This window comes from Derxia gummosa DSM 723 (assembly GCF_000482785.1).
GTDB classification, from domain to species: domain Bacteria; phylum Pseudomonadota; class Gammaproteobacteria; order Burkholderiales; family Burkholderiaceae_E; genus Derxia; species Derxia gummosa.
In genome coordinates this window covers 183,373-200,203 of record NZ_KI519499.1, presented here as the reverse complement: position 1 = coordinate 200,203, position 16,831 = coordinate 183,373, and the positions used below count along the sequence as shown (strand labels likewise).

The 16,831-nt window shown below is 69.0% G+C and carries 12 protein-coding genes; 6 read left to right on the top strand and 6 right to left on the bottom strand.

Going from position 1 to position 16,831, the window contains the following annotated elements:
* Window positions 1–31: 31 nt before the first annotated feature.
* The 3 genes from H566_RS0118330 to H566_RS0118320 all read right to left on the bottom strand — a co-directional run bounded on the left by H566_RS0118330 (window position 32) and on the right by H566_RS0118320 (window position 3,165).
* Window positions 32–493, bottom strand: a complete 462-nt coding sequence (locus H566_RS0118330) for a hypothetical protein (RefSeq protein WP_028312578.1) — start codon at window positions 491–493, stop codon at window positions 32–34.
* Between the two features lie 211 nt (window positions 494–704).
* Window positions 705–2,624 (bottom strand): Lnb N-terminal periplasmic domain-containing protein, encoded by a 1,920-nt coding sequence (locus tag H566_RS26215; RefSeq protein ID WP_051378976.1) that lies wholly within the window; start codon window positions 2,622–2,624, stop codon window positions 705–707.
* A 61-nt stretch (window positions 2,625–2,685) separates the two neighbouring features.
* Window positions 2,686–3,165 (bottom strand): DUF3015 domain-containing protein, encoded by a 480-nt coding sequence (locus H566_RS0118320; RefSeq protein WP_028312577.1) that lies wholly within the window; start codon window positions 3,163–3,165, stop codon window positions 2,686–2,688.
* A 551-nt stretch (window positions 3,166–3,716) separates the two neighbouring features.
* Here H566_RS0118320 and H566_RS0118315 point away from each other — a divergent pair.
* Window positions 3,717–4,022, top strand: coding sequence for a hypothetical protein (locus tag H566_RS0118315; RefSeq protein WP_028312576.1), 306 nt, complete (start codon window positions 3,717–3,719; stop codon window positions 4,020–4,022).
* Between the two features lie 217 nt (window positions 4,023–4,239).
* Window positions 4,240–5,874: a response regulator gene (locus tag H566_RS0118310; RefSeq protein WP_028312575.1), complete on the top strand. Its 1,635-nt coding sequence runs from the start codon at window positions 4,240–4,242 to the stop codon at window positions 5,872–5,874.
* Between the two features lie 6 nt (window positions 5,875–5,880).
* On the opposite strand, the gene H566_RS29200 is transcribed toward H566_RS0118310, so the two are convergent.
* Together H566_RS29200 and cysK are read right to left on the bottom strand one after the other, a co-directional pair.
* Window positions 5,881–10,890: a beta strand repeat-containing protein gene (locus H566_RS29200; RefSeq protein ID WP_051378975.1), complete on the bottom strand. Its 5,010-nt coding sequence runs from the start codon at window positions 10,888–10,890 to the stop codon at window positions 5,881–5,883.
* Window positions 10,891–11,197: 307 nt separating this feature from the next.
* Entirely contained in the window at window positions 11,198–12,112 is a 915-nt protein-coding gene (cysK, locus tag H566_RS0118300; protein ID WP_028312574.1) for a cysteine synthase A, read from the bottom strand.
* A 269-nt stretch (window positions 12,113–12,381) separates the two neighbouring features.
* Here cysK and H566_RS30430 point away from each other — a divergent pair, with 269 nt between their 5' ends.
* Together H566_RS30430 and H566_RS0118290 are read left to right on the top strand one after the other, a co-directional pair.
* The gene (locus tag H566_RS30430; protein WP_034412192.1) at window positions 12,382–13,926 is read left to right on the top strand and encodes a methyl-accepting chemotaxis protein; all 1,545 of its coding nucleotides are present in this window, start codon (window positions 12,382–12,384) and stop codon (window positions 13,924–13,926) included.
* Window positions 13,927–14,051: 125 nt separating this feature from the next.
* Complete coding sequence (locus H566_RS0118290; RefSeq protein ID WP_028312573.1) at window positions 14,052–14,675, top strand: YitT family protein; 624 nt, start codon at window positions 14,052–14,054, stop codon at window positions 14,673–14,675.
* Window positions 14,676–14,776: 101 nt separating this feature from the next.
* Here H566_RS0118290 and H566_RS0118285 read toward each other — a convergent pair whose 3' ends face one another.
* Window positions 14,777–15,418, bottom strand: a complete 642-nt coding sequence (locus tag H566_RS0118285) for a cysteine hydrolase family protein (RefSeq protein ID WP_028312572.1) — start codon at window positions 15,416–15,418, stop codon at window positions 14,777–14,779.
* Between the two features lie 419 nt (window positions 15,419–15,837).
* Here H566_RS0118285 and H566_RS0118280 point away from each other — a divergent pair, with 419 nt between their 5' ends.
* Together H566_RS0118280 and H566_RS0118275 are read left to right on the top strand one after the other, a co-directional pair.
* Complete coding sequence (locus H566_RS0118280; RefSeq protein ID WP_028312571.1) at window positions 15,838–16,131, top strand: Dabb family protein; 294 nt, start codon at window positions 15,838–15,840, stop codon at window positions 16,129–16,131.
* 70 nt (window positions 16,132–16,201) lie between these two features.
* Complete coding sequence (locus H566_RS0118275; protein WP_028312570.1) at window positions 16,202–16,825, top strand: DUF938 domain-containing protein; 624 nt, start codon at window positions 16,202–16,204, stop codon at window positions 16,823–16,825.
* The last annotated feature ends 6 nt before the right edge of the window (window positions 16,826–16,831 follow it).

The window sequence follows — 16,831 nt, the reverse complement described above, 5'->3', positions numbered from 1 at the left end:
CCTGGAGCGGTTGCCCGGCCATCGCGTCAGGTCAGCGGTAGAGCACGCCGCGCAGGATCAGCCAGGGCGTGTTCTGGCCCTGGCCGCCGTTGGCGCAGCGCTGGCTCTCGGCCGAGTAGGTGGTGGGCGCGTAGTAGTAGGCGAAGAACTTCGCGCCGGCCTTGCAGGTGAGGCCGGAGTTGAAGTTGTAGAGGGTCGATTTGCCGGCGTCGGCCATGAAGTAGGTGAGGTCGGTGCCTGAGCTCGCGCTGCAATACAACACGATCGAGCAGGTGCGGCCGGCCGCGATCTCGCCGCCCCAGACCGTGACGTCGGTGATGCGCGCGGTCACGCCCGCGGGCACGGTGTACAAGGCGAGCGGCGAATTCGACAGCCAGTTCTGCGCCGTGAAGTTGCCGAGCACCGCGGCGTTCTGGTTGATGGTGACGTTCTGTGCCTGGGTGAGGCCGGTGGCGAGCGCGAGGCCGGCGGCGAGCAGGGTTCTGCGGATCATCGTGGTGTCTCCTGTCCGGGGATTGTGGGCGGCGGTGCGGGTGCCGAACTGGCACGGCGGTCCGGGCCGTCTCTCCGGCGGCGGCCACCATCCCGGCGCCGCCGCCGGACGTTGGCTGCGAGGATGCCGCCGTCGCCGGGGCGACGTCAGCCGCGAGAGGCGGCGAGCCTCGACGTGATGACCGGCGGCCGGCAAGGCGTGACCGGCGGCGTCAGAAATAGGCATGCAGGCCAAGCATGGCCTCGCGCAGCCGGCGGCCCGCCTGGTCGCCGCTCGACAGGCGCAGCCCGAGCGCCAGATCGGTCGCGAGCCGCCAGCGCTGCTCGACCGCGAGCCGATGCAGGTCGGGCGAATCGAGGCCGCGCAGCCAGCCGGCCTCGACCCGCGCGAGCCAGCCCGGCAGCGGCTGGCCGAGCAAGCCGATGACGGGGCCGATGGCGAGCCCGAGATTGCGGTCGAGATCGGCATTGGCTTCGGCGCGCGTCATCGCGAATCCGTAGGCGGCGAGGCGGTCGGGCTGGCCGAGGGTGAGGCCCGGACCGCCCTCGACGATGCCGCTGGCGAGCCGGCGGCCGTGTTCGGCGCGTTCGACCGCGCCGCGCACACGCCAGGAGATCGGCTGGAACACGGCATCGAAGGGCGCGACCGACACGATATCGACGAGGTCGATGCCCCAGCGCGCGTCGCGGCCGTCGATGTCGGTGCGCAGATGCAGGTCGAGGAAGCCGATCTGTTGCCCGGCGCCATAGCCGGCCGGCGCGTCGAGCAGGTCGTGATAGGCCGGGCGCAGCCGCAGACCGACGCCGGGGCGGCCACCGAGCCAGCCGGTCTCGACCACGGCGCGGCGGGTTGCGTGGCCGCCGTCGGGGCTGGTGGCCGGGCGCTCGGGCGGCGTAAAGCCGGCGGGCGCAGGTGCCTCGGCGCGGGCGCGCAGCAGGGCCTGGGAGCGCGCGATGGCCTGGTCGCGCGGCAGTTCACCGGCGTTGGCGCGATAGAAGATGAGGTCGTTGGCGAGACCAAGGGCGCGGGCGCGGGCGGTGGGTTCGGCCCGCAGGTCGCCCGGCGCCAGCCGCCCGGCGGCGAGATCAAGCATCGCCATGCGCTCGGCCGGCGCGAGCTGGGCCGCCTGATGACCGACCGTGGTGGCCAGCGCCGGTCGCCAGGCCGGCGGGCCGGCCAGCAGGGGACCGAGCACGCGCAGCGTGTCGGAGGGAATCGCGCGCCAGCGGAAGGCATCGCCCCAGTCGAGATCGGGCCGCGCGACCTTCAGCAGCGTGAGCAGCTCATACGAGCAATTGCGCGTGAAGAAGTAATAGGTGAATTCGGCGCCGCGCAATTCCCACAGATGCAGCAGCAGCATGCGCTTTTGCGCCGCATCGAGATCGAGCGGGTATTCCCAGAGATCGCGGCTTTCGAGTCGCGCGTATTCGCGGATCTTCTCGTAATACGGCAATACGCTGAATTGCCCCGAATAGCCGCCGAACAATCCCTTTACCGCAAACAGCGCGCCATTCGTGTCGGTGGAATTGGCCGCGAAATTGACCGCGTAAGCCAGCAGCGGCGTGCCGGCGCGCACCTCGCGGCCGTCGAGCCGCAGCAGCGTATGGCCGAACATCGACGACGGATTGTTCAGATAGGCCGCCGGAAACACCACCCAGGCGCGATCGGGCGCGAGCATCCTCATCCACGCTTCGCGGCGCTCGCAGGCGAGGCGCGGCATGCGCGAATCGAAATGCAGCTGCTCGTCGAGCCAGTGGAAACGCGCGCCGAAGATGCATTGCGCCGGCTCGTCGCGCGGGGCGCGGTCGGCCGGATCGAGAAAGGCGGCCAGTGTCGCGTCGAGTTCGGCCTCGGGGTCGGACTCGCCGTCGGCGGCGAGGAAGAAGTAGCGGCTCTCGACGTCGCTGCGGGTGTCGCCGCCGTTGATGTGCAGCAGCGCGAGCCAGCGCGGATCGCGCGCGAGGCCGAGGGCGCGGGCACGAGCGGGCAGCTCGGCGGCGAGGTCGTCGGCGGCGACGCGCGGAGGCTCGGCGGGGATGGTGGTGCCGGGAATGCCTTCGGCGGAGACATCGGCCGCGTGGGCCGGAGCCGGCCCGGTGGCGCGGGCGTGCTGCGCGGTCAGCAGCGTCACGGCCGCCGCGCACGCAAAAACGGCCCTTCTCAGGGCCGTCATGCGCAGGCGGAAAGCCGGCTTACGCAACGTAGCGCGCCAGACGGGCGTCGCGGGCGAGGGCGCGGTCGAGGCCGGCGAGCACGTCGGCGGTCGTCACGTCGGAACGGGAGAAGATCGCCGCGTATTCGCGCTGGGCCAGGGCGTTGAAGGCGGCGCGGTCGGCGGCGCCGACGTTGTAGAGCGAGGCCAGGGTGTCGAGGGCTTCACCTTCGCCGGCGGCCATTTCGGCGGCGAGCTGGTCGAGGTTGGCGCCGGCGAACATCGAGCGGCGCGCATCGGCCGTCACCACGCCGTCCTTGCCGCAGCCCAGCGTGCCCGACGAGATGCCGAAGGTCTGGTTGCCAAAGGTGCCGTTGGTGGTCGCGCCGAGAACCTTGGCGGCGAGGCCCGACTGGCCCTTGAACAGTTGCGTGCCCAGGCCGCAGCCGATGTCCGGATCGGCATGAGCGGCCGCGAAAGGCAGCAGGCAGATAGCGGCGGCGCAAAGCATCTTCTTCATTTCTGTTCCCTGGATGATGAATCAATGGAAATGGGTGTCGCGCGGACAAATGCCGGCAACCGAATCACGCTAGCACGCCGTCACAGTCGGAATCATTCGCGCAGGCAATTGGCGATGGCGCGAATGCGACGAATTGCGGTGGGCGCAACGAAACTCGGGCGGAGTTTGTCCGAAGCGAACCCGATGGTTTGGAATTGCTGGCAGGTCGCTGACTGTGGGTGAGCGCACGCCTTGATCGTGCCGTCCGGATCGATGTGAACAGGGCTTGCCGGCCGCGTTCCGGCCGGTTGCGGCGTCGAAGCGACGATTCCGCAGCCGAGATGTCGGGTACGTTGTCGGGAATGTCTGCAAATCGACAAAGCAGACATTAGGAATGAAGCGATTGCAATAAGCATGCGATCGATTGCGCAATCGCTGCGATAGCAAATCGGTATTGACGCAAATCAAGTCGCTGCGATTCAATCCATCCACGCCGGAACCGAACTGCCAATTCGGACGGCACGGCCGGGCGGATTGCATTCCGCCTCCAATTCCCAGCCCAGGAGCGCGCCATGTTTCTCGACCACAATGTTCTCGGCCCCCGCAGTTTCGCCAGCGTGCTGAATGAAGCGGGCGTCTCCATCAATGACGCTGACAATGCCGCCTGGTGTCTCGCCATTCCGGGGCGGGACGAGGCCAAGCGCTACTCCTATGTGTCGCCCAAGAGCGGCAAGACGATTTTCGCGCTCGAATACACCACCTGCATTCCGGCCAAGCCGGGCATGCACGAGGTCTGGCAATTCGATCACGACTTTTCCGAGCAGGAAGCCATCGAGGTGCTCGGTAATCGCAGTTATCACAATCGCAAGATGGGCTGAAGTCCACGCGATTCCCGGCATCGTGGAGATTGCCGGACCGTTTCCTTGCAGGTCAGACGATGTTCGAGCCGCCTTCGGGTGGCTCTTTTTTTGCTCCAAGTGAATGGGGCTGGGAGGTCGGGGCAATAGCGGCGTGACTTGGTGCTTGATTGCGGCATCGCAGCCGGCGGCGCGCACTTAGCTTCCGGCTGACGGGAAGCATCGGAGTGGGACGCAAGTGCGCGAGCCGGAACTGAAATTCGAGGACTGCCGCGTCCTGCTGGTGGACGACAGCGCGGTCGCGCGCCAGGTGTGCGAGGCGCTGCTGCGCGACATCGGCCTGCGCCGCATCACGAGCGTCGGTCGGCTCACCGAGGCGCGCCGGGCGGTCGAGACGATGAGCTACGACCTCGTCATCTGCGACTTCCTGTTCGACCACGAGCCGAGCAACGGCCAGGAGCTGCTGGAGGAATGGCGGCGGCTGCGCACGCTGCCTTTCATGTCGGTCTTCATCATGGTCACGGGCGAGTCGAAGTACCTGAGCGTGGCCGAGGCCCTCGGCAGCGCGATCGACGACTACCTGCTCAAGCCCTTCACCGCCAAGACGCTGGCAGAGCGCATCACGCTCGCGCATCGGCGCAAGCTGGCGCTGGCGCCGGTGCTGAACGCCATCGAGCAGCGCGATCACGAAGGCGCGGTCCGCATTTGCGAGCAGCTGCTGGCCGAGGACAGTCCGCATCGCGGTCAGCTCGCCCGCTTGTGCGTCGAGCTTCATCTCAAGCTCGGGCGCAAGGACGATGCGCGGCGCCAGCTCGCGCAGATCTGCGCCGGCGCCAACCCGCCGCCCTGGGCCAAGCTGGCGCGACTCCAGCTGGATCTCGAGCAAGGCGATCTGCCCGGTGCGCTGGCCGGGCTGGAAAAGCTCATCGCCGAGCATCCGGACCACGGCGACACCTGGGATGTGCTCGCGCGTGCCCGCTACGAGCAGGGTTCGCCGCGCGCCGCGCTCGCCGTGATGCAGCGCGCCGTCGAGGCGACTCCCGGCAGCGTCACCCGCCTGCAGAAGCTCGGCTGGCTCGCGCTGCTCTGCGACGAGCCCGACACCGCGCGCGAGGCGCTGGCCCGCGCGGTGCGCGTGGGCAGCCGCTCGCGTCTGCTCGACGGCCATTCGGTGCTGCTGCTGATGTGCCTGCTGGCCGACAAGGGCAATGCGCGCGAACTGCGCCGCGCGCGCGACCAGTGGCAGCGCATCGCCGGGCGTCAGCCGCCGGGTCGGCGTCAGCGCCGCTTCGAGAAGCTGATCGAGGTGCTCTACGCCTTTTCGAACCAGCAGGCCGAGACCGGCGCGCTTGCCCTCGGCGTGCTGGCCGACGAATTGCGCGACGAGGACGCCGATTTCGAGTTCGCCTGCGATTTCGCGCGGGTGCTGATGCGGGTGATCGGCCGCGGCGCGCCGCTGCCCGAGGTGCAGCGCTGGGCCGAGGTGATCGGCCTGCGCTTCGCCACCACGCGCGCCGACACCGACATGCTGGCGCGGATCCTGGCCGACCAGCCCGCGCTGGCCGAGGTGGTGCGCCAGGCCCATGCGGCGGTGGCGCGGCGCTGTCAGGACGCGATGTCCCGGCTGGTGCAGGGCTCGCCGGCCGAGACGGTGGAACTGCTGTTCGAGACCGGCCGGCGCAGCCGCAATGCCAAGCCGCTCGACATGGCACGGCGCGTGATCGCGCGCCATGTGGCCGACGCCCCCGAACTGGCCGAGACCGACGCGCGCATCGCCGACTTCATGGCCCGCCATTGCGGCGAGCCCCGGCTCGATCTCGGCATCGCGATGCCGGCCACGCGCGTGGTGGCCGGCGTGGTGCTGGACGACTGACCGGCTTTACAGCCCGAACAGCAGGTCGCCGGTGGCCAGTCCGGCCGTGCCCGTCAGGTTGGCGATCAGCGTCAGTTCCGACGCGCTCACCGCCGCGTCATCGCCCGACGAGGTGAACAGGAACAACGAGCTGCTGCTGCCGTTGTCCACCGCGAACACCCGGGTGTCGCCGGTGGCGAAGGCCGAGGTGGCGCTGCCGATCATCGCGGCCGCGTTGGTCGAGGTGATCGTGCCGGAGATGTTGGCGCCGAACACCACGAACTCGGCGCCGACAGCGAAGCGGGCGCTGCCGGAGGGAGCGCTGTCGACGAGGATCGCGCCATCGACCGTGCCGTCACCGTTGCCGACGCGGATCCCCGGCTGGTCCAGCCGCAGCCGGTCGTAGCCGGTCACGCTGCCCGAGACGAAGTCGGTGACGGTGTCCGTCACGCCGGCCAGCGGCGCGGTGCTGAACACGAACACGTCGTTGCCGCCGCCGCCGGTCAGCAAGTCGGAACCGCCGCGGCCGTCGATGATGTTGTTGCCGGTATTGCCCGTGATCGTGTTGTCGGCGCCGTTGCCGGTCGCGTCGATGAAGCCGCTGCCGGTCAGCGTCAGGTTCTCCAGATTGCTGCCGAGTTCCCAGCTGATGCTCGCGCGCACCGTGTCGGTACCGCCGCCCACGGCCTCGACGATGCTGTCGTCGTAGCTGTCCATCACGTAGCTGTCATTGCCGGCGAGGCCGGTCAGCACGTTCGTGCCCGAGTTGCCGGTGAGCGTGTTGTCGAGTTCGTTGCCGGTGCCGTTGATCGAGCCGCTGCCGGTGAGGGTGAGGTTCTCGATCTGGCTGGCGAGCGTCCAGCTGATCGAGGCCAGCACCAGGTCGGCCGTGCCGCCGCCCGCCGACTCGGTGGTGATGTCGCCGTCGCTCACCACATAGGTGTCGCTGTCGCTGCCGCCGACGAGCGTGTCGGCGCCGGCGCCGCCGATGAGCGTGTCCGCGCCAGCATTGCCCGACAGCAGGTTGGCCGCGGCATTCCCGGTGATGACGTTGGCCAGTTCGTTGCCGCTGCCGTTGATGGCGCTGCCGCCGGTAAGCGTGAGGTTCTCGAGGTTGGCCGCGAGCGTCCAGGTGAGCGACGACTTGACCAGATCGATGCCCGCGCTCGCGGCTTCGAGGGTCTGGTCGCCGCTGTTGTCCACCACGTAGGTGTCGTTGCCCTGGCCGCCGCTGAGCGTGTCGGCGCCGGCGCCGCCGTTGAGGATGTTGGCGGCGGTGTTGCCGGTGATGCGGTTGGCAGCGGCGTTGCCGAAGCCGTCGATCGCGTTGCTGCCGGTCAGCACCAGATCCTCGAAGTAGTCGTCGAGACGCCAGCTGACCGACGCGTTGACGGTGTCGGTGCCGACGGTGTCGGCGGCAAGCTCGATCAGCGTGTCCTCGGCCGAATCGACGATGTAGGCATCGCTGCCGGCGCCGCCGATGAGGGTGTCGGCGTCCGCGCCGCCGTCGAGCGTGTCGTTGCCGGCGCCGCCCGCCAGCACGTTGCCCGCGCCGTTGCCGGTGATGAAGTTGCCGAGTTCGTTGCCGCTGCCGTTGATCGCGAGCGTGCCGGTCAGCAGCAGGTTCTCCACATTGGTGCCGAGCGTCCACGAAATGGACGAGCGCACGGTGTCGATGCCGCCGCCGGGCAGTTCGGAGGTCAGGTCGCCGAGGTCATCGACGTAGTAGCTGTCGTCGCCATTGCCGCCGGTCATGCTGTCGGCGCCTTCGCCGCCGTCGAGCGTGTCGGCGCCCTCGTAGCCGAACAGCCGGTTCATGCCCGAGTTGCCGATCACCAGGTTGGCCGCGCCGTTGCCGTAGCCGTCGATGTCGGCCGTGCCGACGAGGGTGAGGTTCTCGACATCGGTGCCGAGCGTCCAGTTGACCGACGAACGCACGGTGTCGGTACCGCCGTTGGCCAGCTCGACGATCGAATCCTCGGTGCTGTCGACCACGTAGAAGTCGTTGCCGCCGCCGCCCGCGAGCGTGTCGTGGCCGGCACCGCCGTTGAGCACATTGCTCGCGCCGTTGCCGGTGAGGACGTTGTCGAGTTCGTTGCCGAAGCCGTCGATCGCGTTGCTGCCGCCGAGCGTGAGGCGCTCGAGATTGGCGCCGAGCCGCAGCGTGACGCTGGAGGTGACGGTGTCGGTGCCGCCGCCGGCCAGCTCGGTCACGATGTCGCGCACGCTGTCCACCACATAGCTGTCGTCGCCGCTGCCGCCGATGAGCGTGTCGGCGCCCGCGCCGCCGTCGAGGGTGTCGTTGCCGGCCGCGCCGTCGAGCCGGTTGCTGGCCGAATTGCCGATGAGCATGTTGGCGTCGGCATTGCCGGTGCCGTTGATGGCCGAGCTGCCGAGCAGCGTGAGGTTCTCGAAATTGAGCGCGAGGGTCTTGGTGATGTAGGACAGCACCGTGTCGTTGCCCGCCAGCGCCGCCTCCACCAGCCGGTCGGCCGTGCTGTCGATGACGTAGGTGTCGTTGCCCGCGCCGCCTTCGAGCGTGTCGCTGCCGGCGCCGCCGTCCAGGGTGTCGTTGCCGTCGCCGCCGCGCAGCAGGTTGGCCGCGAGGTTGCCGCTGATGCTGTTGGCCAGCGCGTTGCCGGTGCCGTTGATCCGGCCGCCGCCCACGAGCACGAGGTTTTCCAGCTCGGCGCCGAGGGTCCAGCTCACCGTCGATTCGACGCCGTCGGTGCCGCCACCCGCCAGTTCGTTGATGACATCGCTGTCGCTGTCCACCACGTACAGGTCGTTGCCGGCGCCACCTTCGAGCGTGTCGATGCCGGCGCCGCCGTCGAGCACGTTGGCGCCCGAATTGCCCCGGATCAGGTTGTCGAGCGCGTTGCCGCTGCCGTTGATCGCGCCGCTGCCGGTGAGGGTGAGGTTCTCGAGGTTGGCGCCGAGCTGCCAGTTCACGCTCGACTCGACCCGGTCGACATCGACGCCGTCGGCCTCGACCACCTCGTCGTAGAGGTTGTCCACCACGTAGACGTCATTGCCCGCGCCGCCGATCAGGCTGTCGCCCTCGGCGCCGCCGTCGAGCGTGTCGTTGCCGTCGCCGCCCGTCAGCACGTTGAAGGCCGAGTTGCCGGTGATGAGGTTGGCCAGCGCATTGCCGCTGCCGTTGATGGCCGAGGTGCCGGTGAGCGTGAGGTTCTCGATCTCGGCCGCGAGCGTCCACGAAATCGTCGACTTGACGAGGTCGGCCGTGCCGCCGAGCGCCACTTCGGTCGTGACGTCGTTGCGGTTGTCCACCAGATAGGTGTCGTCGCCGCCGCCGCCGATCATGGTGTCGGCGCCCGCGCTGCCGTCGAGCGTGTCGTTGCCGTCGCCGCCGCTGAGCGCGTTGGCGTTCGCATTGCCCGTGATGCTGTTGGCCAGCGCATTGCCCGTGCCGTTGACGGCGACATTGCCGATCAGCGTCAGGTTCTCGACGTTGACCCCGAGCGTGTAGTCGAGGGTGGAGCGCACGGTGTCGGTGCCGCCGCCCGTGAGTTCCACCACCTCGTCGCCGGCCGAATCGACGCGGTAGATGTCGTTGCCGGCGGCGCCGGCCAGGGTGTCGTCGCCGAGGCCGCCGTTGAGCAGGTTGTTGCCCGAATTGCCGGTGAGCCGGTTGTCGAGCGCGTTGCCGATGCCGTTGATGGCCGAGCTGCCGGTGAGGGTGAGGTCTTCGAGGTTGGTGCCGAGCGTCCAGCTGATCGAGGACTGCACCAGGTCGCGGCCTTCGCCGGCGAGTTCGATCGTCTGGTCGTCGACGTTGTCGACCACGTAGGTGTCGTCGCCGGTGCCGCCGGCGAGGGTGTCGGCCTCGGCGCCGCCGTCGAGGGTGTCGTTGCCGGCCAGACCGGAGAGCGCGTTGGCGACGGCGTTGCCGGTGATGCGGTTGTCGAGCGCATTGCCGGTGCCGTCGAGCGCACCGCTGCCGATCAGCGTGAGGTTCTCGATCTCGGCGCTCGACGACAGCGTCAGGCTGATCGTCGACTGCACCGTGTCGTTGCCGCCAATGGCCGCTTCGACGATGCGGTCGCCTGCATCGTCGACGAGAAAGATGTCGTTGCCGCCGCCGCCCGTGAGGGTATCGGCGCCCTCGCCGCCGTCGAGCGTGTCGGCGCCCTCGCCGCCGCTCAGCGAGTTGTTGCCCGAGTTGCCGGTGAGCCGGTTGTCGAGCGCGTTGCCCGTGCCGCTGATGGCCGAGCTGCCGGTCAGCACGAGGTACTCGACGTTGTTGCCGAGCGTGTAGCTGATCGAGCTGCGGACCACGTCGATGCCGGCGTTGGTGCCTTCGACCACGACATCGCCGGCGTCATCGACCTGATAGGTGTCGTTGCCGAGGCCGCCGACCAGGGTGTCGGCGCCCGCGCCACCGTCGAGCAGATTGCTGCCGACATTGCCCGTGATGCGGTTGTCCAGTGCGTTGCCGTAGCCGGACAGATTGTTCGCGCCGAGCAGCACCAGGTTTTCGAGATGATTGCCGAGCCGCCAGGTCAGTGACGCCTGCACGGTGTCGTCGCCATTGCCTGAAGTTTCGATCACCTCGTCGCGCAGTGAATCGACCACGTAGCTGTCATTGCCGGCGCCGCCTTCCAGCGTATCGGCGCCACCGCCGCCATTGAGCACATTGGCGGCCGAATTGCCGGTGATGCGATTCGCCTGCGAATTGCCCGTGCCATTGATGGCGTCGTTTCCGGCGAGGATGAGGTTCTCGACCTGGTCCGACAGCGTGTGATTGGAAGTGGCGACGACCGTGTCGGTACCGCCGCCGGCGGCCTCGATCACCTGGTCGTAGACGCTGTCGACGTAATAGCGGTCGTCGCCCGCGAAGCCGCGCATCGTGTCGTTGCCCAGGCCGCCGTCGAGCGTGTCGGCGCCCTCGGTGCCGAACACGAAGTCGTTGCCGTCCGTGCCGCCGATGAGTGCCATCGCGGTCGCCCTGGCGGCCGTGCCGTCATCGGCATCGGCGGGCGGAAACGGGAGCGATTCGTTGCGAAGCGTCTTCATTGCTTGATTCCTGTAATTCGATTCGGGCAGCAATCCGTCGTCGCATGGTCAGAACAAACCTGACTTCATGGATTCGAAAAATTGTGCATATGGGATTGGCGGGCAATTGCGCGACCAAATCGAATATAGGAAAGGAATTGGGCAGAGGAATTGCGGCACTTCGCATTTCCGGGCGGGAAATTCCGGAAATACGCCGTTCATGCGCCAACCAGCCGCGCTGGTCGGAAAGTCGCCGAACGGGTGGGGGCAGGGCGCCCCGCGAGGACGCGGGCCGGCGGCTGGCCGGCCCGGAGGGAGGGGAGATCGATCAGGCCGGCAGGAAGCCGTCCACCGACAGGTAGCGCTCGCCGGTGTCGTAGTTGAAGCCGAGCACCTTCGCACCGGCCGGCAGCTCGGGCAGCTTCTGCGCGATGGCGGCGAGCGTCGCACCGCTGGAGATGCCCACGAGCAGGCCTTCCTCGCGTGCCGAGCGGCGGGCGTATTCCTTGGCATCGTCGGCCGACACCTGGATCACGCCGTCGAGCAGCTCGGTCTTGAGGTTCTTGGGGATGAAGCCGGCGCCGATGCCCTGGATGGGGTGGGGCGCCGGGCTGCCGCCCGAAATCACCGGCGAGGCCGACGGTTCGACCGCGAATACCTTGAGCTGCGGCCACTTCGGCTTGAGCACCGTCGCCAGCGCCGTGATGTGGCCACCCGTGCCCACGCCGGTGATGATCGCGTCGAGCCCCTCGGGGAAGTCGGCGAGGATTTCCTCGGCCGTCGTGCGCACATGCACGTCGATGTTGGCCGGGTTCTCGAACTGCTGCGGAATCCAGGCGCCCGGCGTCTGCTCGGCCAGTTCCTGGGCGCGGGCGATGGCGCCCTTCATGCCTTTCTCGCGCGGGGTGAGGTCGAAGCTGGCGCCGTAGGCCAGCATCAGCCGGCGGCGCTCGATCGACATGCTTTCCGGCATCACGAGGATGAGCTTGTAGCCCTTGACCGCAGCCACCAGCGCGAGGCCGACACCGGTATTGCCCGAGGTCGGCTCGATGATGGTGGCGCCCGGCTTGAGTTCGCCGCTCGCCTCGGCGGCCTCGATCATCGCGAGCGCGATGCGGTCCTTGATCGAGCCGCCCGGATTGGCGCGTTCCGCCTTCACCCAGACCTCGGCGCTGCCGAACAGGCGGTTGATGCGGATGTGGGGAGTCCGGCCGATCGTGTCGAGGACGGTGTTGGCTTTCATCGAGTGCTCTCCGTGGTCTGCAAGTGACGGTCGAATCAGTGTCTAGTAGTTACCCCTGAGTTGGACAGGGGGTTTCCAGATGGTCCGGTAATAAGAAAAGCTCTCAAATCCATGTTTCCCACGATGTGGATGCCACCTTCGCGTCGAGGATCGGAAAGTCGCCGTTCCAGCACCGCTGTTCATCCGACCGCCATGCTGGGGTTTCGCTAGCCTCGGAGCAGGCGTGCGCCAACTTGCACGCCCGGCAAACAGGACGGAGCACCGGAAAAATGAAGTGGTTGACGCAATGGAAGGTGGGGCCCCGGCTCGTGGCCGCCTTCGTGATCGGGGCGGCGGGCGGCGCCTGCATCGGTGGCAGCGGGCTGTACGACATGCTGCACATCGCCGCGAACGGCCAGCGCCTGCATGACCGCGAGCTGGCCGGGCTGACGGCGGCGCGGCATGTGGCCGTACTCGACCTGCGTGCCGACGCCGCGCTCGGGCATGCGCTCGCGGCCGGCGCGGCCGACGCCGCGACGCGCGACCGTCATCTGGACGAGGCGCGCCGCGCGCTCGACGAGGCGCGTGGCAAGGTCGGCGCGCTCGCCCCCTTCTTCGATGCGGCGGACCGCGACCGGCTCGACAGACTCACCGAACTCCAGGGCCGTGCCGACACCGCGATCGGCGCGTTCGCGGCCGATCTGCGCGCCGGTGGCAACAGCCGCGGCGGGCAGCTTTCGACCGAGGTGGCGCCGGTCATCGCCGAGGCGGCCGACATCGCCACCGGGTTGGCCGACGCCAAGCTCGCCGCCGCCGCCGATCTCAACGCCGGCAGCGACCGCCAGCTCGACGCGGCGCTCAAGCGGCTGGCGCTGTTCATTCTCTGCGGGCTGGGCGCGGGCATTACCGCCGGCATCGTCATCGCGCGCAGCGTGACCGGCCCGCTCGGCCGTGCGCTCGATGCAAGCGACGCGATGGCCGGCGGCGACCTCACCAAGCCGTTCGTGGCCGAAGGCCGCGACGAGGTGGCCGCGCTCGTCACCTCGCTCGAGGCGATGCGGCTGCGCGTGGCCGAGGTCTGCGGCGTGGTGGTGAGCGGTGCGGACGCGGTGGCGACCGCCTCGGCCCAGGTGGCGGCCGGCACGCTCGAACTGTCGTCGCGCACCGAGTCGCAGGCCTCGACGCTGGAGGAAACCTCGGCCTCCATCGATGTGTTCAGCAGCACCGTGAACCAGACCGCCGACAACGCCAGCCAGGCCAGCCAGCTCGCCATGAGCGCCAGTGGCATCGCGGCCCAGGGTGGCGAGATGATGGAAAAGGTGGTCGCCACGATGGGCGCGATCACCGCCAGCTCGCACCAGATCGCGCAGATCGTGGGCGTGATCGACGACATCGCCTTTCAGACCAACCTGCTCGCGCTCAACGCCGCCGTCGAGGCCGCGCGCGCCGGCGAGCAGGGCAAGGGCTTCGCCGTCGTGGCGAGCGAGGTGCGCACCCTGGCCCAGCGCAGCGCCACGGCGGCGCGCGAGATCAAGGGGCTGATCAACAGCTCGGTGTCGCGGGTGGAGGAGGGCAGCAGCCTCGTCGATCGCGCCGGCCAGACCATGATCAACATCGTCACGTCGATCCAGCGCGTGGCAGACATCGTCAACGAGATCTCGGCCGCGAGCCGCGACCAGGCGGGCGGGATCGGGCAGATCAATTCCGCCGTCGCCCAGATGGATCAGCACACCCAGCAGAACGCCGCCCTGGTGGAGGAAACCTCGGCCGCGACGCAGTCGATGCAGGAGCAGGCCGCTCATCTGCGTGCGTCGGCGGGGTTTTTCAGGGTGTGATCGGGCGGACGGGGCCGGCGGGCGCGGAGCATGCTTGGCGTCAGACGGTGTCATCCGCGACGCGGTGACTTTGCGGCGGGCAAGCCCACAAGGCGGCGCCGGCCTGACTCCTGCGAGGGCAAACCATGTCCACCCCCAACACTGCGATTCCGGGCTTCCAGCGGCACACCCCGCTCGACGATGCCCAGGCCATCTTTACCGGCGTGCTGTTCGTGTCGCTCGGGTTGCTGCTGTTCCGTCAGGCGGGGCTGCTGTCGGGAGGCACGGCGGGCATCGCCTTCCTGCTGCACTACGCGAGCGGCGGCGATCCGGGGCTGCTGTTCTTCGTCATCAACCTGCCGTTCTGGTGGCTGAGCTGGCGGCTCATGGGCCGCGTGTTCACGCTCAAGACCTTTGCCGCCGTGGCGCTGCTGTCGCTGGCGATGGCGGTGTCGCCCAGTTTCGTGCGGTTTGAGGCGCTGCATCCGGCCTATTCGGCGGTGGCGGGCGGCTTGCTGCTCGGGGCGGGCTGTTTGTTTCTGGCGCGGCACAAGGCGAGCCTGGGCGGCGTGCTCGTGACCTCGCTGTGGGCGCAGGAGAGGCTGGGGATGAGCGCGGGGCGGGTGCAGCTCGGGATCGATGCGGTGATCCTCGCGTCGGCGCTGTTCGTGCTGCCGCTCGACAAGGTGGGCTATGCGCTGCTGGGGTCGGTGGCGATGAACGTGTTTCTGGCGGTCAATCACAAGCCGGGGCGGTATCGGGCGGCGTGAGTTGCATGCCCTGGCCGGCGCCGGCGCGCGCCGACCGGCCGAGCGGCGAGGGCTCCGGCGGTGCGGCCGGGGCCGGCTCTGCGTTCCGGCCGCCCGGTGCTTCAGGCGCTGTAACCCCGGCTTTCCGTCGTCGTCGCGCCTTCGCCCGCCAGCTCGGCGAGGAAGGCGTCATGCGTCATCGTGCGCGAGAACATCGGGTAGTTCTTGGTCGTCGCCAGGCGCTGTTCTTCCTCGCTGAGCGTGGCGGTGCAGTCGGTGAGCGTGACCACGTCGTAGCCCTTCTCGTAGCCGGTGCGCATCGTCGATTCGACACAGCAGTTGGTGAGGAAGCCGCCGAGCGCGATGGTGCGCACGCCGAGGCTGCGCAGGATGAAGTCGAGATTGGTGCTCTCGAAGCCGCACAGGCCGCGCTTGCCCTCGATGACGATGTCGCCCGCCTGCGGCTTGAGCGCGTCGCAGATTTCGGCGCCCCACGTGCCCTTGCGGAAGGACTGGCTGTCCACCACGCCCTTGAGGATGCCGTAGGGCTTGCTCGTGATTTCGGTGTAGCCCTCGGCGAAGGTGATCGGCACGAGCACGACGCGGGCGCCGAGTTCGCGCGCCTTCGCCACGGTGGCGACGGTGTTGGCGAGCATGCCGGTGCTCTCCATGACGCCCTTGACGGCGTCGTGCAGCGTGCCGCCGGGGGTGGTGAAGTCGTTCTGGTACTCGATGAGGACGAGGGCGGTCTGCTTCGGGTCCATGCGGTGTCTCCTGGCTTCCTGAGGGGCTTGCGCGGGATGCGGGGTGCCGGCGGGGATGGTAGGCCGGGAGCGGGGCGGATGTGGTCGGACCAGTTGGCCGGCGTTTTCTCGGCGTCCGGCGCGCGGCGGGGATGGGGCGAGGCGGGGCATGCGGTGGCGGCCTCGCGCGAAGCGCGAGGCTTCCCTCGCTCCGGTGAGCGGCGCCGGCCCGGTCCGCCAACTCGCCTCGCGCCTGCGGCACAAGGCTCAGACATGCGGACCTGAGCGCCTGCGGCGCTCACCGGCGCCGCTCGCCTGCGCTCGGCGCCACCGCCACAGCCCCGCCTCGCCCCATCCCCGCCGCGCGCCTCGTGAGGTTGCGACGGCCACCCGCGCTGTCGGTTAACCTCCGCGCCACTCAGAACCGGCATTCCCTCCGCATGATTCGGCACATCGTCTTCTTCTCCGCCCGCGACAAGGGCGATCTCCCCACCATCCTCGACGGCCTGCGCCTGCTGGAGCAGATTCCCGACGCGCGCTTCTTCGAGGTCCAGCCCTGCGCGCGCATCGACCAGATCGGCAACGAGGTCGAGGTGGTCGTGTACGGCGAGTTCGACGACGAGGCGGCGCTGGCGCGCTTCAAGGCGCATCCGCTGTACGAGGAGTCGATCCGCGTGGTGCGACCCTTGCGTGAATTGCGCGTCGCGGCGGATTTCGTGTCGCGGCTGTCGTAAACCGCCAGCGCGGCGGGTATCGCGGCCGAGGGCGGCGGCGCGCCGCGCGGCATTGCAAAGGCTTGCAGCCATGGCAGACAACAACCCTCCCGTCGACAAGCCCTACGCCCCGTCCTGCGACCGCAACCGCGAGGTCATCCTCGCCGTGCTCGCCGAACATTTCGCCGACCGCAAGGCGGTGCTGGAGATGGGCGCGGGCACGGGCCAGCATGCGGTGTTCTTCGCGGCCGGGTTGCCGCATCTGACCTGGCAGGCGAGCGAACGCGCGAGCGAGCTGCCGGGCCTGCGGCTGTGGCTCGACGAGGCGGCGCTGGCCAACGCGCCGGCCCCGGTCGAGTGGGACGTGGCCACCGGCCTGCCCGCCGCGCTCGCGGGCGGGCGCTTCGACGCGGTGTTCAGCGCCAACACGCTGCACATCATGGGCTGGCCCGAGGTGGAAGCCTTCTTCGCCGCGCTGCCCGCGCTCGCCGCCGCCGACGCCAGGCTCGTCGTGTACGGGCCGTTCAACTACGGCGGACAGTTCACGAGCGAGAGCAACGCGCAGTTCGACGTGTGGCTCAAGAACCGGGGCGCGCACATGGGCATCCGCGATTTCGAGGCGGTGGATGCGCTGGCCGCGAAGGCCGGCTTCGCGCTGGTCGAGGATCGGGCGATGCCGGCGAACAACCGCTGCGTGCTCTGGCGGCGGGGCTGAGGCCCG